Origin of the sequence: Streptomyces sp. NPDC012835, assembly GCF_042900885.1 — a bacterium.
Classification (GTDB): Bacteria; Actinomycetota; Actinomycetes; order Streptomycetales; family Streptomycetaceae; genus Streptomyces.
In genome coordinates, this window is the sequence record NZ_JBIBBW010000008.1 from 86,701 (window position 1) to 108,484 (window position 21,784).

The following is a 21,784-nucleotide window of genomic DNA, read 5'->3' on the forward strand; positions in this document are numbered from 1 at the left end:
TGGGAGGGTGGTCGCTGAGGGGTGGCCTTCGTATGCGCTCATGGAACGGACACCTGGGCGGCGAGCAGTTCGAGGGCGGACACCGCGTCCGGGTCGAGGCCGGCGCCGGCCAGTTGTCCGACGCCCTCCCGCACCATCCGGGAGATGCGCTGTTCGACAGCCCGGTCCGCGCCCAGGCCGGTCAGTACGGATCGCACCCGGTCGACGCTCCGCTCGGAGGGGTCCCGCTCGTCGCCCATGCGCAGCAGCACGTCCTCGGAGGCGGTGTCACCGCGTGTCCGCGCCCGGCTCAGCGCCAGGTTGACGAGATACGTGCGCTTGCCCTGGCGGATGTCGTCACCGCACGGCTTGCCGGTGGCCGCGGGGTCGCCGAAGACGCCCAGCAGGTCGTCGCGGAGCTGGAACGCGACGCCGACGCGCAGGCCGAACCCCCGCAGCGCGGACAGCACCGGTCCGTGGGCGCCCGCGGCCGCCGCTCCGATGTGCAGCGGGCGCTCGACGGTGTATCTCGCGGTCTTCAGCTCGGCCATCCGCAGGGAGGCGGCGACCGACTCCGAGCGGCCCGCCTGCAGTTCCAGGTCGAGTTGCTGGCCGACCACCATCTCGGTGCGCATCGCCCGCCACGAGTCGTCGGCCCGGCGGCGGGCGGCCGGGCGCAGCCGCACTTCACGGTAGAGGTCCTCGGCCCAGACCAGCGCGAGATCCCCGGCCAGCAGCGCCCGCGCCGTCCCGTAGGCGGGGCGGTCCCCGCGCAGGGCCCGCGCCCGGTGGTGGGCAGCGAACTGCTCGTGCAGTGTGGGTTCGCCGCGCCGGGTGCGCGAGCCGTCCATGATGTCGTCGTGCACCAGCGCGCAGACCTGTAGCAGTTCCAGGGCGGCGCCCAGGACGGCGGCCGGGCGGGCCGCGGCGCCTTCCTTCGCCCCGCCGGCGGCGCGCCAGCCCAGCACGGCGCAGCGGGCCCGCATCCGCTGCCCTCCGCGCAGGGCGAGCCGGGCCAGCGGCTCCGCGAGGAGCCGGTCGGCGCCTGCGTCGATGTCCCGCAACTCCTGACGCCGTGTGCCCAACCACCGCTCCAGCTCGGCCTCGACCAGCACGGCGACGTCGGTCTTCACCGGGTCGGGGTCAGCCGCCACGGGGAGCGCGGAGACCGCCGTCGCGGCGGACGGCGGGGCAGGGGCGGACGGGCGTGCCGCGGACGTGAGGGAACGGGCAGCCTCTCCGTGGAGAGGTGTGGCGGTGACTCGCCCCGGAGCAAAGGCAGGCTCGCACATGTCGCCATCGTTACCCGTGGTCGGCCCGGGAGCGGCTCGGAAGCGGCCAGAAGAACCAACGGGGGCCGCGAGCGGGGGCCATTCGGCGCAGTCCGCCGCCGGGAGCCGTGGACCGGCACGGGCGGGTGCCGTCCGCACCGGCGAGCGTACGGGCGGGATGAGCGGCACGGCCGGCCGGGCGCTGCCCGGTCCCCGAGGGCGGTGAGACGCTCGTGGGCTCTTGTATAGGGTCGACGCGTGGCCAGTACAGACGACCGAGAGGCCGGGGACGCAGCCCCGGACCGTCCGGCACCAGCGGATCTCCAGGCGTACGCGATCCAGTTGCGGCGGATGAACGGCGAGATCAACCGGCTGGTCCACGGATTCGCCTCCGGGCACGGGCTCCACGCCACCGATGTGCAGGCGCTCGCGGCGATCCTCGACACCGACGACCCGCTGACGCCCGGTCGGCTGCGGGACCATCTCGGGCTGACCTCGGGCGCCGTCACCGCCTGTCTCGACCGGCTGGAGCGGGCCGGTCATATCCGCCGTTCCCGCGACAGCGACGACCGCCGGGTGGTCCACCTGCACTACGCGGCGGGGGCCCGTTCCGTGGCGCGTGCCTTCTTCCAGCCGCTGGCGGAGGCGACCCGGCGGGCTCGGGAGCCCTTCAGCGAGGACGAGCTGTCGGTCGTCCTGCGGTTTCTCACCATCATGAACGGGGAGCTGGAGGGTATGCGGAACGCGAAGGGGTGAGCGCGCGTCCGTCGCCGTCGGTCCCCCTCGCTCGGTACCCCTTGCTCGGCCGTCCGTCCCGGAACGTCTAATATATTTCAACGATTGAGATTCTTAGTCGTTGAAATAGTTCACGGAGACTTCCGTACGCACCGGTCGTACGTTCTGGAGGAGAGCGATGTCCCGCACCCCGCGATGGGCCCGTTGGCTGGTCCCCGTCGTCCTGCTCGTCGTCTGGTTGGGCGTCGGCGGCGCCCTCGGTCCGTACGCGGGCAAACTCGGTGAGGTCTCGACCAACGACCAGGCCGCCTTCCTGCCGCAGAACGCGGAGTCCACCCGGGTCATCGACGCCCAACGGGCCTTCCAGCAGCAGGAGACGGTGCCCGCGATCGTCGTGTGGACCGCCGACGACGGCCGGATGGGCGACGAACGGCGCAAGGCCGCCACCGCCGCCCTCGCTTCCCTCGCGGACGATCCCGGCGTCGGGGGCGCCGTCTCACCGGCCCTGGCGTCCGAGGACGGCCGGGCGCTGGAGGGCGTCGTACCGCTGCGGCCCGACCTCGGCGACGAGCTGCGCCCCACCGTGGAACGGATCCAGCGGGCCGCCGACGGTGTCGCCGGGACGACCGCGCGCGTCGCGGGCCCGGCGGCCAGCCAGGCCGATCTCTCCGACGCCTTCGCTGGTATCGACGGTCTGCTGCTCGGAGTCGCCCTCGCCGTGGTGCTGCTGATCCTGCTGCTCGTCTACCGCAGTGTGCTGCTGCCGCTGGTCATCATCGTGGGCGCGGTCTTCGCCCTCGGGCTCGCCTGCGCGGTCGTCTACGTTCTCGCCGACCGGGGGATCGTGCGGGTGGACGGGCAGGTCCAGGGCATCCTGTCCATCCTCGTCATCGGGGCCGCCACCGACTACGCACTCCTGCTGACCGCCCGCTTCCGCGAGGAACTCGGGCTCGGCGGCGACCGGATCGCGGCCATGCGCGCCGCGCTGCGCCAGTCGTCCGGCGCGATCACCGCCAGCGCCGCCACTGTCGCGCTCGGCCTGCTCGCGCTCCTGATCAGCGATCTCACCAACAACCGCGCGCTCGGCCCGGTCGGCGCGATCGGCATCGTCTGCGCCGTGCTCAGTGCGCTGACCTTCCTGCCCGCCGCTCTCGTCCTGCTCGGCCGGAGCGCGTACTGGCCCGCGAAACCCGAGCCGGCCGCCGACACGTCGAACGGGCACGGCATCTGGGTCCGGATCGCCGCACGGGTGGACCGCGCGCCCCGCAAGGTGTGGGCGGTCTCTCTCGCCGCGCTGCTGGCCTGCGCCGCCTTCGCCCCGACCTTCACCTCGAAGGGCGTGCCCCTCGACGAGATCTTCGTCAACGACGCCCCGTCGGTCACCGCTCAGCGGGTGCTCGGCGAGCACTTCCCCGGCGGTTCGGGCAACCCGGCGGTCGTCATCGCCGACGCGCGCCGACTGGCCGAGGTCACGACCGCCGTCGAGGCCACCGACGGCGTCGCCTCGGCCACGCCGGTGACCGAAGGAGGAAAGCCGGGCGCGGGCGAGCCGCTGGTCGCGGACGGCCGGGTACGGATCGACGCGACCCTGCTGAACGCGGCCGACAGCGACGCGGCCAAGGACACCGTGGTCCGGCTGCGCGAAGCCGTGCACTCCGTACCGGGCGCTGACGCCCTCGTCGGTGGGTACACCGCCCAGCAGTACGACACGCAGCGGACCGCGGAGCACGACCGCTCGCTCATCGTGCCGGTGGTGCTCGCGATCATCCTGGTGATCCTCGTCGGGCTGCTCCGCTCGGTGGTGATGCCACTGCTGCTGGTGGTGACGGTGGCTCTCAACTTCGTCGCCACGCTCGGCGTTTCGGCTCTCGTCTTCCGGCATGTGTTCGGCTTCGGCGGCACCGACTCGTCGGTCCCGCTGTACGGGTTCGTCTTCCTGGTGGCGCTCGGCGTGGACTACAACATCTTCCTCATGTCACGGGTCCGGGAGGAGTCCCTCCACCATGGCGTGCGCGAGGGGGTCCTGCGGGGCCTCACCGCCACCGGAGGCGTCATCACCTCGGCCGGTGTCGTCCTCGCCGCGACCTTCGCCGCGCTGGGCGTCATCCCGCTCGCCTTCCTCGTACAGATCGCGTTCATCGTCGCCTTCGGCGTCCTCCTGGACACCCTGGTCGTGCGCTCGCTGCTCGTACCGGCCCTGGTACGCGACATCGGGCCCAAGGCGTGGTGGCCCGGCGTCCTCAGCCGCCCGGCCCCGGAGCCCCGCCCGGCCCCGGACGCGCGCGTCGGCGGGTAGGGAGCCGCGCCCCGCGGCTCGGACGCGGAGCGGGGGCGCCGGGACGCGCCGCGTCATAGGGTGCGTTCCATGGGCGACCACGGCGACGGCACGCAGAGGTCCCGCTCCGACGTCATCGTGATCGGCGCGGGCCTCGCCGGGCTGGCCTGCGCCACCGATCTCCGCGCGGCCGGGCGCACCGTCCAGGTGCTGGAGGCGTCCGACGGTGTGGGCGGCAGGATGCGGACGGACCGCAGCGACGGGTTCCTCCTCGACCGCGGGTTCCAGGTGTTCAACACCTCCTATCCGCAGGTCAAACGGCGGATGCGTCTCCGGGAGCTGCGACTGCGCCCCTTCACACCCGGCGCCCTCGTGCACGGCGCGACGGGCCGGTCGCGCTTCACCGACCCCACGCGGCGGCCGGGCTCGGCCCGGGACCTGCTGCCGGGCCGGCTCGCCTCCGGACGCGACCTGCTGGCGCTGGGCGTCCTGAGCGCGCGCGATCTGCTCGGCCCGGTGTCGGCGATCCGGCGCGGCGCGGACCGTACGACCCGGACGGCGCTCGCCGGGGCGGGGATCTCCGACGAACTGACCGAGGCGTTCCTGCGGCCCTTCCTCGCCGGTGTGTTCCTGGACGACGACCTCGAAACGTCCTCGCGGTTCTTCCATCTCGTCTGGCGCAGCATGCTGCGCGGGACCCAGTGTCTGCCCGCAGCGGGGATCGGCGCGGTCCCCGGTCAGCTCGCCGCCCGGCTGCCGCCGGGCACGGTGTGTCCGGAGACGCCCGTCGAGGCGCTCACCGACACGGGAGTGCTGCTCGCCGACGGCAGGGAACGCGCGGCGGAGGCGGTCGTCGTCGCGACGGGGCCCGCGGCTGCGGCCCGGCTGCTGCCGGGGCTGGAGGTGGCCGCCACCCGTACCGTGACGACCTATTACCACGCGATGCCGAACGCCATGACGCCGCTGCGGGAACCGACGCTCCTTCTCGACGAGCGACGGCGTTTCCTGAACACCTGCGTGCTGAGCGAGGTGGCTCCGACCTATGCCCCGGCGGGGCGCTCGCTGGTCTCCACCTCGGTGCTCGGTGGAGACACGCCGGGCCGGGGCGCCACGCTGCTGTCGGATCTCGCGGAGGTGTACGGCACCGACACGGCGTCCTGGGAGCCGGTTTCCACGTACACGGTCGAGGGCGCGCTGCCGGTGATGTCCCCGCCGTGGCCCTTGACCCGCCGGGCCCGGCGGAGTGCCGGGCGCTACGTGTGCGGGGACCACCGTGCCACCGGTTCGGTGCAGGGCGCGCTGGCGTCCGGTGCGCGGGCCGCCCGCGAGGTGCTGAACGAGGTCTTCGGCCGGGGGCCGGAACACCTCTGAGCGCGCCGATCACCTCGGGCGGACGGCGGGTCGCCGCTGCCGAGGACGCGCCGGCTCGCCGGGATGCGGATCGGGTATCCGCGCCGCAGCCGGGAGACCGAGCCCGGACACCGGCCGGACCCCGTGGAGCGGGCCCCGATCGCGATCGGGCGGGCCCCGATCGGAACCCTTGGCGACCGGTCGCGAGGGCAGGAGACGGACGGCGGCCGACGCACCGCCCCCCGTGAGCGATTGTTGCCGGTTTAAACATGTATAGGCGGTTTTCCACCCGCTCGGTCGGGTACCACGCAGGGTGGGCGGAACGCGTCGTTCCGCCGCCTGCGTCATCCGTCGTTCTGGAGATTCCATGTCAGAGCAGCACAAGAGCGCATTCGCCACTGTCAACCCGTACACCGGGGAAACCCTCGCGGAGTTCCCGACCATCGAGGGAGCGGAGGTCGACGCGGTGCTCGAAACCGCTGCCGACGCCTTCGACGCCTGGCGGAAGCGGCCCGTCGAGGACCGTGCCGCGCTGGTCGGCCGCGCTGCCGGGTTGATGAGGGAGCGGAAAGAGACGCTGGCGCGGCTGATCACCCTGGAGATGGGCAAGCTGATCCCGGAGGCGCGGGGAGAGGTGGACCTCGCCGCTTCCATCCTCACGTACTACGCGGAGCACGGGCCCGGCTTCGCGGCCCATGAGCCGCTCGACGTCGAGGAGGGCGAGGCGTACCTGGTCAATGAGCCACTGGGCGTCCTGCTCGGTGTCATGCCCTGGAATTTCCCGCTCTACCAGGTGGTGCGCTTCGCGGGTCCCAACCTGGTCCTGGGCAACACGCTCATGGTCAAGCACGCCGGGATATGTCCGCAGTCCGCGCTCGCCCTGGAGTCGCTGTTCCGTGACGCGGGCGCGCCCGAGGGCGTCTACACCAACCTGTTCGTGAGCCACGACGAGATCTCGCGCATCATCGACAGTCCCGTGGTGAAGGGGGCGTCGCTGACCGGCAGCGAAAGGGCGGGAGCCCAGGTCGCCGAACGGGCCGGGCGCAACATGAAGCCGAGTCTGCTGGAGCTGGGCGGGAGCGACGTGTTCATCGTCCTCGACGGCGAGGGGCTCGACCGTACGGTCGGTGCCGCGGTGGCCGGCCGGATGGCGAACACCGGGCAGAGCTGCGTGGCGTCGAAGCGGTTCATCGTGCTGGCGGACGTCTACGACGACTTCGTGGAGGGCATGCGCCGCGCCTTCGGGGCGCTGGAGCCCGGCGATCCGGCCGACGAGGCCACGACGCTGGGGCCGCTCTCCTCCGAACGGGCGGCCTCGGACCTGGCGGATCAGATCCGCGAGACGGTGGAGCAGGGAGCCGAACTGCGGATCGGCGGCGGCCGGATCGACCGTCCCGGTGCCTTCGTCGAACCGACCATCCTCACCGGCGTCAAGCCCGGCATGCGCGCGTACGCGGAGGAGCTGTTCGGCCCCGCCGCTGTGATCTACCGGGTCCAGGACGAGGAGGAGGCGATCGCCCTCGCCAACGACAGTCAGTACGGCCTCGGCGGATCCGTCTTCTGCGCGGATGTGGAGCGGGGCCGCAGGGTGGCCGAACGCGTGGAGACCGGCATGGTCTGGGTGAACCACCCGACCTCGACCCAGCCCGATCTGCCGTTCGGCGGAATCAAGCGTTCGGGCTACGGGCGGGAACTCTCGAAGCTCGGCATGCGGGAATTCGTCAACCGCAAGTTGGTCCGTGTGCTCCCGCCCGACGCGCCACTGCGCGGAATCGCCGGCTGACGGCCCGCTGACGGCGACCGTCCGCCGATCGGTCGGCGGACAGGTCATCACGTCGACAACCCACGACCCACCAGGCCCGTACTCCCCCGCCTTTCCAGGCGCCGACAGCAAGGAGCCACTGTGCCCGCAGTACCTGACATCACCCTCAACAACGGTGTGACGATCCCCCAGCTCGGCTTCGGGACCTTCCAGATCCCGCCGGACGAGACGCGCGAGACCACTCTGGCGGCTCTGGAGACCGGCTACCGGCACATCGACACGGCGGAGATGTACGGCAACGAGAAGGAGGTCGGCCAGGCGATCCGCGACTCCGGTCTCGACCGCTCCGACGTCTTCGTGACCAGCAAGCTGAACAACGACGCGCACCCGCACGACGCGGCCCTCCGGGCGTTCGACCGCACCATGGAGGAACTCGGTCTCGAGTATCTGGACCTCTTCCTCATCCACTGGCCGCTGCCGGGTTCGGGGGACTTCGTGGAGACCTGGCAGGCCCTGGAGGAGATCTACCGCTCCGGACGGGTCAAGGCGATCGGAGTCTCCAACTTCCAGCCGCATCACCTGCGTCGGCTGCTGGAGAGCACGACGGTGGTGCCCGCCGTCAACCAGATCGAGGTGCATCCCTACCTCACCCAGGACGCCGTCAGGTCCTTCGGCGCCGAGCAGAACATCGCCACAGAAGCGTGGTCGCCCATCGCGCAGGGCAAGGTGCTCGACGATCCCACCATCACCCGCATCGCGGAGCGGGTCGGCAGGTCGACGGCGCAGGTGACCTTGCGCTGGCATGTGCAGCGAGGGGACATCGTCTTCCCCAAGTCCGTTACGCAGAAGCGCATCCAGGAGAATTTCGACCTCTTCGACTTCGATCTCACCGACGGGGACGTCGCCGAGATCTCCGCCCTCAACCGTGACGAGCGCACCGGGCCCGACCCGGACAGGTTCAACGGCTGACACCGGCTTCCCGCGCCGGTCGGGTACGGTCCGGTCCGGCGCGCGGCCCCGGGCACCGGCACGGGCCCCGGGGCCGGACACACGCACCGGCACGGCGCTCCCGGCTGCCGGGGGCGCCGTGCGGTCGCACGCGTCCGACAACGTTGTCCGCGACAGGTCTGGACACATGGCCCGAGAACTGCTGTGGTGTTCGCACGGCTCGTTTCCGCCGCGCCGCGCGAGTTCCACCGTCCTTCGGGTTGCGTTCCTCCGTGTGCCACCGAAACCCTGGAGCGATCACCGTGCCGAGCCTCTTACCCACCCGTACTCACCGACTCCCCCGGGCCCGGCGGATCTGGCGGCGCGGCATGACCGCCGCCTCGGCGCTGGCACTCGCCGTCACCGGCCTGCTCGTCCCACCCGTGGCTCCCGCCCGGGCCGCCGCGTCCGCCTGGGTCCCCGAGCCCGCGCCGATGACGACCCCGTGGACCGGCCAGGTCCCGGTGGACCGTCCGCTGCCGGAGTATCCGCGGCCGCAGCTCACCCGGCCCGACTGGGCCAATCTCAACGGTATCTGGGACTTCGCGATCACCTCTCGCGACGCCGCGCAGCCGGCCGTGTTCGACGAGCGGATCCGGGTGCCGTTCGCGCCGGAGTCCGCGCTCTCCGGCATCCAGCGGAAGATCACCGAGAACGACAAGCTCTGGTACAAGCGCACCTTCACCGTCCCGGCGGACTGGAACGGCCGGAGCGTCCAGCTCAACTTCGGGGCCTGCGACTGGGAGACCGCGGTCTGGGTCAACGGACGGCAGGCCGGCGCGGTCCACCGCGGCGGTTACGACTCCTTCTCGTACGACATCACGCCGCTGCTGAGCGGCGGCTCCGCCGACACGATCGTCGTCTCCGCGTACGACCCCACGCAGACCGGCGGCCAGGCGGTCGGCAAGCAGCGTATCCAGGACGTCACCCCGCACGCCGGACGCGACATCTTCTACACCGCCGCTTCCGGGATCTGGCAGACCGTCTGGCTGGAGCCCACCGCCGCCGCGCACATCACCCGGCTCGACATGGTCCCGGAACTCCAGGACGGCGCCCTGCGGGTGACGGTGCGCGTGACCGGGGCGGACGGCGCGGGCGTCAGGGTCACCGTCGCCGACGGGGGTACGCGGGTGGGGGGCGCGACGGGGACGGCCGGTCAGGAGTTCTCCGTGCCGGTGCCGAACGCCCGCCTGTGGACGCCGGAGGACCCCTTCCTGTACGACGTGACGGCCGAACTCACCGGCGCCGGCGCCGACCGGGTCGGTTCGTACGCGGGGATGCGGTCCATCGCGGTGCGGGACGTGGGCGGCGTCCGGCGGCCGGTGCTCAACGGCTCGTTCGTCTTCCAGACCGGCACGCTCGATCAGGGTTTCTGGCCGGACGGCGGCTACACCGCGCCGACCGACGCGGCCCTCGCCTACGACTTGCGCAAACACAAGGACCTCGGCTTCAACATGGTCCGCAAACACATCAAGGTCGAGCCGCAGCGCTGGTTCCACTGGGCGGACCGGCTGGGACTGCTGGTGTGGCAGGACATGCCCGCCATGGACACCGGCAAGAGCCCGTCTGCCGCGGCCCGCACCCAGTGGGAGAGCGAGTACCGCGCCGTCATCGACCAGCACCGCAGCTCGCCGTCGCTGGTCCTGTGGGTCGACCAGAACGAGGGCTGGGGCCAGTACGACCAGGCGCGCGTCGCGGACATGGTCAGGTCGTACGACCCGTCGCGGCTCGTGGACAACATGAGCGGCGTCAACTGCTGCGGCGCCCGGGACGGTGGCAACGGCGACGTGGTCGACCACCACAACTACGTCGGGCCCGGCAACACTCCGACGGAGCCGGTGCGCGCGTCCGTGCTCGGCGAGTACGGCGGCCTCGGCTTCCGGATCTCCGGTCACGAGTGGTACCCCGGTGGTGGCTGGGGCTACGAGGACCAGCCCAGCCTGCCCGCGCTGAACGACCGGCTCGCCGGGCTGCTCGACGGGATCCGGGAGAACTCCCTTCCCGGGAACGGCCTTTCGGCGGCCGTCTACACACAGATCACCGACGTCGAGAACGAGACCAACGGCCTGCTGACCTACGACCGCCAGGTCGTCAAGGTCGACGAGACCCGCGTGCGCGCCGCCAACCAGGCACTGATCGCGGCGTCCCGCACGGTCGGCCCGAAGGTCGAACTGCCGCTGGAGCAGTACGTGTCGATCCGGGTCACCACACCGGGCCACACCGACCGCTACCTCCGCCACTACGACGGGCTCGGCTTCACCGAGGTGGTGAACGCGGGCAGTACGGGCCTGTTGAAGGCGGACGCCACCTGGAAGGTGAAGCCGGGCCTCGCCAACAGACTCTGCTACTCCTTCGAGTCCCGCAACTACCCCGGTGAGTACCTGCGCCACCGCGACTTCCGTGTCCGGCGTGACGCGAGCGACAACTCCGCGCTCTACAAGGAGGACGCGACCTGGTGCCCGGTGCGGGGCAGTGACGGCATCCGGCTGTCGGCCGCCGCCTTCCCCCGCCAGTATCTGCGGCACATCGACGCGCGACTGTGGCTGGCCCAGCAGGGCGGCACCCACACCTGGGACAACCCGGCGGGGCTCGTCCCGGACACCACCTGGGCGATCACGGCCCCCTGGGCTCCCTGAGCACGGTCGCTCCCGGACAGCGGGCGCGTACCCGCAACGGCCGCCTGTGCACCGGCGGCCGTTCCCCCTCCCTCGCACGTACGGTCCTCATGAAAGGCGGTACGTCATGTCAGCGCGGACCCGTCCGGTCATCGGCGCCCTCCTCGCCCTGTTCCTGGCCCTGACCGGCCTCGTCGCCCTCCCCGCTCCCTCCCACGCCGCGACGCCGGTCTGCGCCCTGGCGTGCGACACACTGGATCCCTCGAAGGCACGGCAGGACACCTTCCCGGTGCCCGGCAGGAACATCAACGGCCGGGCCCTGCGGCTGCATGTCTCCGACCCGGACAACATGGCCTGGGCGAGCATCGACAACGGCGCGAGCGGCGACTCGGTGTGGCTCGACCGGTCCTGGGACCGTGGCGCCACCTGGGAAGCGCTGCTCGGCAGGGCGAGCGTCCCCGGCACCCGGACCGGCACGCGCACGCTGATGTACAACATCTCCGACCCGGTGGGGCATCGGCGCGGCTGGATCCGCGCCTGCGGCGACGCCGCGGGCGTCGCCTGTACCGACTGGGCGCGCCCGACGGTGTGCGACGGCTCGTCCTGCGACGGAGCCGATCCCGCCACCGCCTCGGGTGACGACACCCCCGTACCGTCGACCACCCTCTTCGGACGCGCCATCAGTCTCCATGTCGACCAGCGAAGCGGCATGGCGTGGGGAGTCGTCGCGGACGGCGGCGCCGGCGACGAGATCTGGCTCGACCGCTCCTGGGACAACGGGACGAGCTGGCCCGAGGGTTCCTCTCTCGGCCGTACGAGCGTACCGTCCGGGGCCACGTCGGCCCGCACCGTCATGTTCGCGACCCGGGACCCCCGCGGCCTGCTCCACGGCGGGGCGGTCCGTGCCTGCGGCCGTGAGTCCTCCCACCAGGAGGGGAGTTGCACGGCCTGGGCCAGGCCCGCGCCGACCCGGGCGCGCGCGGCGGCGGATGCGCTGATGGCGTCCTATCACACCGATGAGGGCTGGTGGCGCAGCAGTTGGTGGAACTCGGCGGTCGCGCTCACCTCGATCACCGACTTCGCCGCGCGCACCGGACGGCACGACTACGACTGGGCGATCGCCCGCACCTTCGAGCAGAACCGCGGTGTCCTCCCCGCGGGCGGGCGCAGCTCGGACCCGGTCGAGGGTCACTTCATCAGCCGCGCGGTGGACGACGCGGCCTGGTGGGCGGTGGCCTGGCTGGCGGCGTACGACCACACGGGCGAGCGCCGCTACCTGGACGAGGCCGTCACGATCACCGACTACGTCCAGCGGCACTGGGACACCGGTACGTGCGGCGGCGGAGTGTGGTGGGACCGGGAACACACCTACAAGAACGCCGTGACCAACGGGCTGTACCTGTGGCTGACCGTCTCGCTGCACGAGCGGATCGGCGGCGACACCGTGTGGGGCGCCCGCGCGGCCACGGCAGCGGACTGGTACCTCGCCAGTGGGATGATCAACTCCTCGGGCCTGGTCAATGACGGGCTGACCAGGGACTGCGGCAACAACGGTCAGACGGTGTGGAGTTACAACCAGGGCCTCGCCATCGGCGCCTTCACCCAGCTGTGGCGGTCCACCGGGAGCGACCGGTATCTGGACACGGCCAGGCGCCTCGCCGACGCGGCGATGTCCTCGCCCGCGCTGACCAGCGGTGGTGTGCTGACCGAGTCGTGCGATGTCTCCACGCGCTCCTGCGACGACAACCAGAAGCAGTTCAAGGGCGTCTTCATGCGGCACCTCGCCGACCTGGCGGACGCCACCGGGGCGGCCTCCTACCGGGCGTACATCAGGAAGCAGGCCGACTCGATCTGGGCCACCGACCGGGACTCCCTCAACCGCCTCGGTCAGCGCTGGTCCGGCACGCCGCCCAACCCGGCCGACTGGCGCACCCAGGCGAGCGCTCTGGAGGCGCTGACGGCCGCGGAGGGGCTCCGGACCGTGGGCTGACAGCGGGCCGGAAGGGCAGCGGGCGGACGGCCCCCCGGGCGTCGGGGGCGGTGCGGTCTTGCTCGCCGCATGGCAGGCGATCTAGGGTGAATGCGCTTTCACAGAGTTTCGGTACCTGCATCAGCACGTACACAGTACGGAAGAAGAAGCGGACGGTCGGTCGGGTGAGCGCCCCCACGGTGTACAACGTCGCCGAGCGGTCGGGCGTCTCCATCGCCACGGTCTCGCGGGTCTACCGCAGCCCGGATTCGGTGCGTGCCAAGACCCGCGAGCGGGTGCTGGAGGCGGCCCGCGAGCTGGGCTACGTGCCCAGTGGGAGCGCCAGGGGCCTGGCCAGCCGCTCCACCGGTGTGCTCGGTCTCTGCTTCCCCGACTACGCCGATCCGGACGCGGAGGCCGACGCCGAGGCGGAGAGCGACGCGGACGACGCCGTGATGCTGTACTCCGACCAGATCATCCGCGGCATGGAGCGGGCGGCGCGGCGGCACGGCTACGCGCTGCTGATCGCCGCGTCCCTGGAGGGCGGCCCGGAGAGCCTGGTCGCGAAGGTCGCGGGGCGGGTCGACGGCTTCGCCGTCCTCGCGCGGACGGTGCCGACCGAGGATCTGGAGGTGATTTCGAACCGGCTGCCGATCGTGATGCTCGCCGGGCCGCGCGAGATCGACCACCTGGACCACATCGTGGTCGACAACGCCGAAGGCGAGCGCGCGCTCGCCCGCCACCTGATCGAGGACCACGGGCTGCGCCGGCTCGCGTTCGTCGGCGGTGACGCCGGCTCGCCGGACGCGGAGGCACGGTTCGCGGGCTTCCGGGCGGCCTGCGGCGACGCCGGGCTGCCGGTGCCGGACGCCCCGGACGTGCGGGCGGGGATGATGACCCAGGCGGAGGGCGCTCGGGCCGCCGAAGCGCTGCTCGACCGAGCGGGCGAACGACCGGAGGCGATGCTGTTCGCCAACGACCAGATGGCGGTGGGAGCCCTGCACGCACTGGACCGGCGCGGTGTTCGGGTCCCCCAGGACATGGCGGTGACCGGATTCGACGGCATCCCGTTGAGCCGGATCGTGCGGCCCTCGCTCACCACCGTGCGTCAGCCGATCCGCCAACTCGGCGAGCAGGCGGTGGAGTTGCTGGTGCGGCGGCTGGCCGACAGCGGCCGGGAACCGGTGTCGCTGATGCTGCCGGTCTCGCTCGTGCGGCGTGCGAGCTGCGGCTGCGGCTGAGGGGGCGCCACTGCCCCGTACCGCCGCACCGCCCCGTACCGCCCCCGGTACCGCTCGCACGCCCACCGCCGCCCGCACCCGGCCGGCGGTGGGCGTAGGGCGCCACCGTCGCAACACGCCCTGACGCGCATCCGTTCCCCCGCGTCAGCCGCTTCCGCCCACCAGGTGCTCGTGGAAGAAGCGTCGCCGCGCGGCGCGCAGCTCCTCCTTCTCGGTGTCGAGCCCCGGATGCTCGAAGTGGCCCGCGCTCATGACATGAAGGTCGTGGGGGCCCGCCAGAGCGTTGTGCACGGCGAACTGTCCCGGTGGCGGCACGGCCGGGTCGAACAGCGCGGCGGCGACCAGGGTGGGCAGCTCCAGCCGGGTGGCGGCCGTGGCGGCGTCGAAGTAGCGCAGCACCTCGGTCACCTCCGGGTGCTGCCGGTGGTAAGCGCGGACCGACTCCCCGCTGCCGGTACACGGGAGGGTGAGCCGCAGCGGGTGGTTGCCGAAGGTCGGTACCGTCAGCTGGGCGGCCCCGAACCGGTCGTCCCAGGGCAGGGCCAGCGCGCCGAGTCCGCCGCCGAAGCTCTCCCCGAGGTAGCCGAGCGGCGGTCCGCCGGCGTCCGGCGCCAGCTCAGGGACCAGCTCGCGCAGGGCCGAGGCGGCGCACCACAGGTCGGCGACACAGCCACCGATGACGTACGTGTCGCGTGAGGCGATGCCGTGCAGGACGTGCTCGTCGGCCGTGTCGGGGATGCCCGCCGTCAGACCGCGGGAGCCCATGCCCCGTACGCAGGGCAGGATCGCGGCGGCGCGTGGCAGCGGCAACGGCAGGTCGGGGCCGGGCTCCAGGCGGCCTCCGTACCCGTGTCCGATCACGAATCCGTACTCCGTCGGACCCTCCGCCGGGAGCGCGAACCAGCCACCGAGCCGCACCCCGCCGACCGAGGTGAAGGTCACGCCGTGGATGCGTGCGCCGTCGCGCTCGCCCTCGGCCGGCCCGAGTTCCGGATCCGTGGCGACCTGGCGGGCCTCCTCGTGACGGGCCCGCCAGAAGGAGGCGAAATCGTCCGGGGCGAGGGGCGCGGGCGCCGCCGACAGCCGGTCCGACGTCCAGCCGTGGGCGGGGTCGAACGGGAAGTCATGAACGAACGAGGCCATGATCTCCACACTATCGGCCGGCACGGGACCGTCCGGCGGCGAGCGAAATCGGTCACACCTTCCACTTGACCGCAAAATATGCGCTTACCGTTCAAAGTCGACCGTGCGGATGTCGCACCCGTTGCACGAGCGTGACCAGCACCCTCTTGCGTATTTCCAGCCATCTGCCGCAGAGTGATGTATGCGCTTACAGGCAGCGCATACATTCGGATTGCTCAAGGAGGAGCCCTCCATGCCCCGCACCGCCAGAACCCTCCCGGCCGGTATCGCAGTCGCTCTCGCCTTCGGCATCACCGCGTGCGGCGGCTCGGGCGGCGGTGACGTCGCCGCGGACGAGAAGCAGACGATCACCGTCTGGGCCATGGGAGCCGAGGGCGAGAAGCTCGCGGACGTGGCCGAGGAGTACACCGCGGCCCACCCGAACATCACCGTGAAGGTGACCCCGGTCGGCTGGGACGTCGCCCATCAGAAGCTGGTCTCCGCGGCCGCCGCCGGCACCCTGCCGGACGTGGCGCAGATGGGCGGCAGCTACCTCGGCGAGTTCGCGGAGCTGGGTGTTCTGGAGCCGGTCGACACCGGGACCTTCGACAAGAAGGACTTCTTCCCCTCCGCCTGGAAGCAGGGCGAGGTGGACGGCCAGGCGTACGGCGTGCCGTGGTACGTCGACACCCGTGTCCTCTACTACCGCACGGACCTGGCCGAGAAGGCCGGGATCGACAGGGCTCCGGCCACCTGGAAGGAGATGCGCGACCTCGCCACCGCCTACCAGGGCAAGGCCGGCACCAAGTGGGGCCTGTCCATCCAGCCCAGCGGCCTGGACACCGTGCAGAATTTCTACTCCTTCCTCTACTCCGCCGGCGGCGAGATCGTCGACGCCAAGGGCGAGGCCGTCATCGACAGCCCCCAGGCCGTCAAGGCGCTCAAGGAGTACGGCTCGTACTTCGACAAGGGGCTGTCGAACAAGTCCGTGCAACCGGGTTATGACGTGGTGAAGGACTTCGGCAACGGCCGGGTCCCGATGTTCTTCGGCGGGCCCTGGCACGTCACCCTGCTGAACGAGGGCCAGCCGCAGCTCAAGGGCAAGTGGGCGGTGGCGAACGTGCCCGCCGACGCGTCCTCCGTCTCCATGGCCGGCGGCTCCTCCCTGGTGATCTCCAAGGACAGTGAACACAAGGCGGCGGCGACCCGCTTCCTCACGTACCTGACCGACACCAAGGGGCAGGCCGACTGGTACGAGCGCACCAAGGACCTGCCGGCCAACACCTCCGCCTGGACCTCCGGCGACCTCTCCGACGACGCGGACCTCCAGGTCTTCAAGAAGCAGATGGACACCGCCAAGTCGTCGCCTTCGCTGGCCCGGTGGACGGAGATCACGGACAAGGTCGACCAGGCCATCGCCAAGGTCACGCAGGGCAAGGCGTCCGCCGAGGACGCGTTGCGGACCGCGCAGTCCCAGATCGAAGGGCTCGTGAAGTAGGAGCCATGAGCACCACGACAGGAAAGGCCGCACGGACGGCCGAAGCACGGGCCGGGACAGGGGCGCTCGCAGTCCCGGCCGGCGGGCCCGAGGAGCCGCGAAGGCGCCGGAAGTCCACGATGGGCGTGCAGAACATGGCCGGCTGGCTGTTCTCCACTCCCTTCCTGGTCCTCTTCCTGGTCTTCATGGCCGTCCCGATCCTCGCCACGCTGGTGATGAGCTTCACCGACTTCGGGCTGCGCAATGTCACACGCCCGCTGGACGCGAACTTCATCGGCTTCGAGAACTACGTCGATCTCTTCAACGACGACAAGTTCCTCAAGTCCCTCTTCAACACGGCGTACTTCGTGGTCGTCGGTGTCCCGCTGACCGTCTTCCTGGGACTGCTCGTCGCCGTGCTGCTGAACAACGGCATCGACCGGGCGCGTACCTTCTTCCGCGTCGGTTTCTACGCCCCGGTGGTCACCACCATCGTCGCGGTCGCCGTGGTCTGGCGGTTCGTGCTCGACCCGAGCGACGGACTCGTCGCCGGCCTCTTCTCCGAAGTGGGGCTGACCGCACCGGACTTCCTCGGCTCCGAGACCCTTGCCATGCCCTCGATGATCGCGATGGCGGTCTGGCGCAATCTCGGAACGGTCATGGTGCTCTTCATCGCCGGGCTCCAGGCGATCCCCACCGAGGTACGGGAGGCGGCGCGGCTGGACGGCGCCGGGCTCTGGCAGGAGTTCCGCCGGATCACCGTCCCGCTGCTGCGGCCCACACTGCTCTATGCCACGGTCATCACCACCATCGGCTACCTCAACGTGTTCGAGGAGCCGTTCGTGATGACGCAGGGGGGTCCCTCGGACTCCACACTCACCATTTCGCTGAACATGTACCGCGAGGGCTTCAACTTCTTCCACATGGGCTATGCGAGCGCCATGGCGTATGTCCTCTTCGTAGTGATCATGGGCATCACGGTGCTCCAGCTCCGACTGCTGAAGGACAACACGAAATGAGCGCCACCAGTGCACCGGGGGCCGCGGTGACGGCGCCCTCGCAGCAGGCCGGGTCCCCCGAGCCGGACCGGTCCCGCGGCCGCCGTGCCCGATCGGGGAAGAGGCGGGTCCTCGTCTACGCGCTGCTCGCGCTCGGCCTGCTGATCATGTCGGCGCCGTTCCTGTGGATGGCCCTGTCCGCCTTCAAGACACCCGGCGAACTGACCTCCAGCCCGCCCGTGTGGATACCGACCGAGTGGACCCTGGACAACTTCCGGGACCTGCTCGACAAGCTCGATCTGCCGCTCTACTTCATGAACTCGGTGATCGTGGCGGTCCTCGTGACCGTGTCGAACCTGGTGTTCTGCTCGATGCTCGGGTACGCCCTGGCCAAGCTGAGGTTCGTCGGGCGCGACAAGATCTTCGGGCTGGTGCTCGGCGCGCTCATGGTGCCCGGCAACCTGATGCTGCTCCCGCTCTTCGTGCTGATGAGCAAGATGGGGCTGATCGACTCGTACGCCGGTCTGGTGCTGCCGTTCGCCGCCGGAGCCTTCGGGGTCTTCCTGATGCGCCAGTTCATGCAGTCGATACCGGACGAGCTGCTGGAAGCGGCCCGGATGGACGGCGCCGGTGAGTGGTACATCTTCTGGCGGATCGTGATGCCCCTGGTGAAGCCCGCGCTGGCGACACTCTCGATCTTCACGTTCCTGGGGTCCTGGAACAACTTCGTCTGGCCGCTCATCGCGACCAACGACCCCGGCAAATACACCCTGCCGGTGGCCCTGGCCACGTTCGCCACCGACCCCAACAAGGCGGGAGGCTCGAACGGCATGCTCATGGCCGGCTCCTTCCTGATCGTGCTGCCGGTCCTGGTGGTGTTCATCGCCCTCCAGCGGCACTTCACCCAGGGCATCGCCACGGCGGGCATGAAGTAGCCCGCCACCGCCGGTCTCCGGCCGGCCTCTCATCTCCTTCAACTCCTTCATCTGCTTCCTCACCCCGCCACTCCCCTCCCCCACCGGAAAGACGTTTCGCGATGACGCACACCCAGGTCCCGTTCCCCGAAGGCTTCCTGTGGGGAGCCTCCACGGCCGCCCACCAGATCGAGGGCAACAACACCAACAGCGACTGGTGGGTCAAGGAACACACCGCGGGCACCCACATCCAGGAACCCAGCCTGGACGCCTGCGACAGCTACCACCGCTGGCACGAGGACATGGACGTGCTGGCCGGCCTCGGCTTCACCGACTACCGGTTCTCCATCGAGTGGGCGCGCATCGAGCCCGCCGAGGGCGCGTTCTCCCGCGCCGAACTCGCCCACTACCGCCGCATGGTCGAGGGCGCCGTCGAGCGTGGCCTGCGTCCGATGGTCACCCTGCACCACTTCACCGTGCCGCGGTGGTTCGAGGAGCGCGGCGGCTTCACCGCGGAGGACGGCCCCGAGCTGTTCGCCCGGTATGTGGCGGCCTGCGCGCCGGTCATCGCCGAGGGCGTCGGCCATGTCTGCACCATCAACGAGCCCAACATGATCGCTGTCATGGCGGGCCAGGCCAAGCGCGGCGACATCGGGTTCCCGCCGGCCGGGCTGCCGACCCCGGACGAGGAGACCACGCACGCCGTGATCGCCGCGCACCACGCGGCCGTCAAGGAGGTCAGGGCGATCAACCCCGGCATCCGGGTGGGCTGGACCATCGCCAACCAGGTCTACCAGGCGCTTCCCGGTGCCGAGGAGGTCACAGCGGCCTACCGTCACCCCCGCGAGGACATCTTCATCGAAGCCGCCCGCGACGACGACTGGATCGGTGTGCAGTCCTATACCCGGACCCGGATCGGCGCCGACGGTCCCATCCCCACTCCCGAGGACGCCGAACGCACCCTCACGCAGTGGGAGTACTACCCGTCGGCGGTCGGCCACGCGCTGCGCCACACCGCCGAGATCGCCGGCCCCGACATGCCGCTGATCGTCACCGAGAACGGCATCGCGACCGGCGACGACGGCCGGCGGATCGACTACTACACCGGCGCGCTGAACGAGGTCGCCGCCGCCCTCCAGGACGGCCTGCGGATCCACGGTTACCTGGCCTGGAGCGCGCTGGACAACTACGAGTGGGGCTCCTACAAGCCGACGTTCGGGCTGATCGGCTGGGACCCGGAGACCTTCGAGCGGCTGCCCAAGCCGTCCGCCACCTGGCTGGGCGCGATGGGCCGCACCCGCGCGCTCCCCCGTACGGCAGGCTGAGGCCGGCCCACCGACCGGGAGCCGCGGGGCCGGCTCCCGCCCGTACCGGTCCCGGTGTCACCTGACGGTCACCGGGACCGGTCCGCTCGTGCACCGGCACCGCGCCGGGCCTGTCGAGGCAGGTCGTGCACCGGCCGCCGCGCCGGGACCGTTGGGACAGGTCGTGAACCGGCCGCCGTACCGGGCCCGTCGGCGCGGGAAGGCCCGACCTGCGAGTCGCCCGGCGCCGTGCGGCCTTCACCGTCGCTGGAGATCGAGCGGGACGCCCCGCCACAGCGCGCGTACGGCCGAGTCGCCGTCGTCGGCCATGCGGTCCCCGGGGACGGCCCAGACCTTCACCGGGGTGACATCGGCGGTGACCGGCGGCCAGCCCGGGTCGCCGTGGGTGGCGAAGTCGACCCAGGCGCGCAGCATGCGACGGGACAGGGCGCGGTCCTGTTCGTCGGGCGCCCCTCCGATGAGGAAGGCGGCGCCGTCGGCGTCGAGGTTGCCGAAGGCGAACGGGATGTCGGCGGTGTGCCAGGGACGCGTCTCGCCGCTCGGAGTCGCACGTCGGCGGGCGAAGCGGGACAGATACGCTCGGCCGCCCGCCCCCGCGTGACGTTCGGCGAGCCGGCTGCTGTACTCGCCGAACCGGGCGTCGCCGGACAGCGCGAGGTACCGGTCGAGCACCGGGGCGTCCGGCATCAGCGCGCGGTAGCCCTCGACGACCCGGCCGGACAGTCGCAGGGCCCGGGCGAAGCCGACGAGTTCCGCCTCCGAGGTGACCTCCCGCACCCCTCCGATCTCGTGCAGGAACCAGTACTCCTCCAGCGTGTGGCACACCAGGAGGTCCACGTCGCGCGCGATACCGGAAGCCGGGGCGGAGAGCGGATCCGCGGGCAGCACCTCGCCGCCGACGACGGGCTGGAAGACGACCGGGTCGTATGCCTGGATCGCCACCACCGGGTCGTCACCCAAGCGTCCGGCGACTCTGTCGGCAGCGGCCACCAGCCGCCCCGGCGAGGCCGAGAGCAGCCCCTCCGCCGTCGGGGCCACCCCGGCTTCGGCCGCGATCCTCGATGTGGTCGCTACGGCGGCCTCGACGGTGAGGAAGGCGTCGGGCACGCTGTGGGCGATGGCCCTGCGGAACAGGCCGCGCGTCTCCTCCATGGCCATCAGGCAGGCGACCGATCCCGCTCCGGCGGAGTGCCCGGCGACCGTGACATTGCCGGGGTCACCGCCGAAAGCTGCGATGTTCTCCCGTACCCAGCGCAGGGCCGCCGCCTGGTCGAGCAGGCCGCGGTTGTCGGGGAGGCCCGGCACATGACCGAACCCCTCGAAGCCGACCCGGTAGTTGCAACTGACGACGAGCACCCCGGCTCGGGCGAGCGCGGTGCCGTCGAAATCGGGCTGGGCGGAGGAGCCGAACGTGTAGGCGCCACCGTGGATCCAGACCAGTACCGGCAACGGGCCACCGTCCGGCCGTGGTTGTACCCATACGTTGACGGTGAGAACGTCCTCGTCCCCGGGGCGCCAGACCGGTGAACCCGGAAGTTCCGCCGACTGCGGCGCGACGGGCCCGAAGGCGCCGCAGTCCCGCCGCCCGCGCCAACCGGCGGCGGGCCGCGGCCGGCGGAAACGGCCGGGGCCGAAGGGCGCCGTGGCGTAGGGGATTCCGAGGACGGCTGTGACACCTTCGGGCGAGCGCCTGCCACGCACCGGTCCGCTCGTCGTGCGGAAATCGGCTCCGGCCCCCCACGTGTCGTCCATGCGCCATGACCC

Annotated in this window: 15 protein-coding genes; 12 read left to right on the forward strand and 3 right to left on the reverse strand. The window is 71.4% G+C overall.

Annotated elements, in window-relative coordinates; all coding sequences use genetic code 11:
* Positions 1-38: 38 nt before the first annotated feature.
* The gene (locus ACFY6S_RS27660; protein ID WP_388818309.1) at positions 39-1,112 is read right to left on the reverse strand and encodes a polyprenyl synthetase family protein; all 1,074 of its coding nucleotides are present in this window, start codon (positions 1,110-1,112) and stop codon (positions 39-41) included.
* A 396-nt stretch (positions 1,113-1,508) separates the two neighbouring features.
* Here ACFY6S_RS27660 and ACFY6S_RS27665 point away from each other — a divergent pair, with 396 nt between their 5' ends.
* The 8 genes from ACFY6S_RS27665 (at position 1,509) to ACFY6S_RS27700 (ending at position 14,184) form a co-directional block, all read left to right on the forward strand.
* On the forward strand, positions 1,509-2,006 hold the full coding sequence (locus ACFY6S_RS27665; RefSeq protein WP_388818312.1) for a MarR family winged helix-turn-helix transcriptional regulator: 498 nt from the start codon (positions 1,509-1,511) through the stop codon (positions 2,004-2,006).
* A 157-nt stretch (positions 2,007-2,163) separates the two neighbouring features.
* Positions 2,164-4,281, forward strand: a complete 2,118-nt coding sequence (locus tag ACFY6S_RS27670) for an MMPL family transporter (RefSeq protein WP_388818315.1) — start codon at positions 2,164-2,166, stop codon at positions 4,279-4,281.
* Positions 4,282-4,350: 69 nt separating this feature from the next.
* Positions 4,351-5,631, forward strand: coding sequence for an NAD(P)/FAD-dependent oxidoreductase (locus tag ACFY6S_RS27675; protein WP_388818318.1), 1,281 nt, complete (start codon positions 4,351-4,353; stop codon positions 5,629-5,631).
* 346 nt (positions 5,632-5,977) lie between these two features.
* Complete coding sequence (locus ACFY6S_RS27680) at positions 5,978-7,393, forward strand: NAD-dependent succinate-semialdehyde dehydrogenase (protein WP_388818321.1); 1,416 nt, start codon at positions 5,978-5,980, stop codon at positions 7,391-7,393.
* Positions 7,394-7,513: 120 nt separating this feature from the next.
* Positions 7,514-8,341, forward strand: a complete 828-nt coding sequence (locus ACFY6S_RS27685) for an aldo/keto reductase (RefSeq protein ID WP_388818324.1) — start codon at positions 7,514-7,516, stop codon at positions 8,339-8,341.
* 347 nt (positions 8,342-8,688) lie between these two features.
* Positions 8,689-10,995, forward strand: coding sequence for an AbfB domain-containing protein (locus ACFY6S_RS27690; protein ID WP_388818327.1), 2,307 nt, complete (start codon positions 8,689-8,691; stop codon positions 10,993-10,995).
* A 106-nt stretch (positions 10,996-11,101) separates the two neighbouring features.
* Complete coding sequence (locus ACFY6S_RS27695) at positions 11,102-12,964, forward strand: glycoside hydrolase family 76 protein (protein ID WP_388818330.1); 1,863 nt, start codon at positions 11,102-11,104, stop codon at positions 12,962-12,964.
* Positions 12,965-13,128: 164 nt separating this feature from the next.
* The gene (locus ACFY6S_RS27700; RefSeq protein ID WP_388818333.1) at positions 13,129-14,184 is read left to right on the forward strand and encodes a LacI family DNA-binding transcriptional regulator; all 1,056 of its coding nucleotides are present in this window, start codon (positions 13,129-13,131) and stop codon (positions 14,182-14,184) included.
* Between the two features lie 144 nt (positions 14,185-14,328).
* Here ACFY6S_RS27700 and ACFY6S_RS27705 read toward each other — a convergent pair whose 3' ends face one another.
* Entirely contained in the window at positions 14,329-15,327 is a 999-nt protein-coding gene (locus ACFY6S_RS27705; RefSeq protein WP_388818336.1) for an acetylxylan esterase, read from the reverse strand.
* A gap of 232 nt (positions 15,328-15,559) precedes the next feature.
* Here ACFY6S_RS27705 and ACFY6S_RS27710 point away from each other — a divergent pair, with 232 nt between their 5' ends.
* The 4 genes from ACFY6S_RS27710 to ACFY6S_RS27725 all read left to right on the forward strand — a co-directional run bounded on the left by ACFY6S_RS27710 (position 15,560) and on the right by ACFY6S_RS27725 (position 20,020).
* Positions 15,560-16,804 carry a sugar ABC transporter substrate-binding protein gene (locus ACFY6S_RS27710; RefSeq protein WP_388818339.1) on the forward strand — a complete coding sequence of 415 codons (1,245 nt, stop codon included), beginning with the start codon at positions 15,560-15,562 and terminating at the stop codon, positions 16,802-16,804.
* A 5-nt stretch (positions 16,805-16,809) separates the two neighbouring features.
* Positions 16,810-17,802 (forward strand): carbohydrate ABC transporter permease, encoded by a 993-nt coding sequence (locus ACFY6S_RS27715; RefSeq protein ID WP_388818342.1) that lies wholly within the window; start codon positions 16,810-16,812, stop codon positions 17,800-17,802.
* Positions 17,799-18,716, forward strand: coding sequence for a carbohydrate ABC transporter permease (locus tag ACFY6S_RS27720; RefSeq protein ID WP_388818346.1), 918 nt, complete (start codon positions 17,799-17,801; stop codon positions 18,714-18,716). Before ACFY6S_RS27715 ends, ACFY6S_RS27720 begins: the two co-directional genes overlap by 4 nt.
* 101 nt (positions 18,717-18,817) lie before the next feature.
* Positions 18,818-20,020: a glycoside hydrolase family 1 protein gene (locus ACFY6S_RS27725; RefSeq protein WP_388818349.1), complete on the forward strand. Its 1,203-nt coding sequence runs from the start codon at positions 18,818-18,820 to the stop codon at positions 20,018-20,020.
* Between the two features lie 237 nt (positions 20,021-20,257).
* Here the strand turns inward: ACFY6S_RS27725 and ACFY6S_RS27730 are convergent, their stop codons facing one another.
* The gene (locus ACFY6S_RS27730; protein WP_388818352.1) at positions 20,258-21,772 is read right to left on the reverse strand and encodes a carboxylesterase/lipase family protein; all 1,515 of its coding nucleotides are present in this window, start codon (positions 21,770-21,772) and stop codon (positions 20,258-20,260) included.
* Positions 21,773-21,784: the final 12 nt, after the last annotated feature.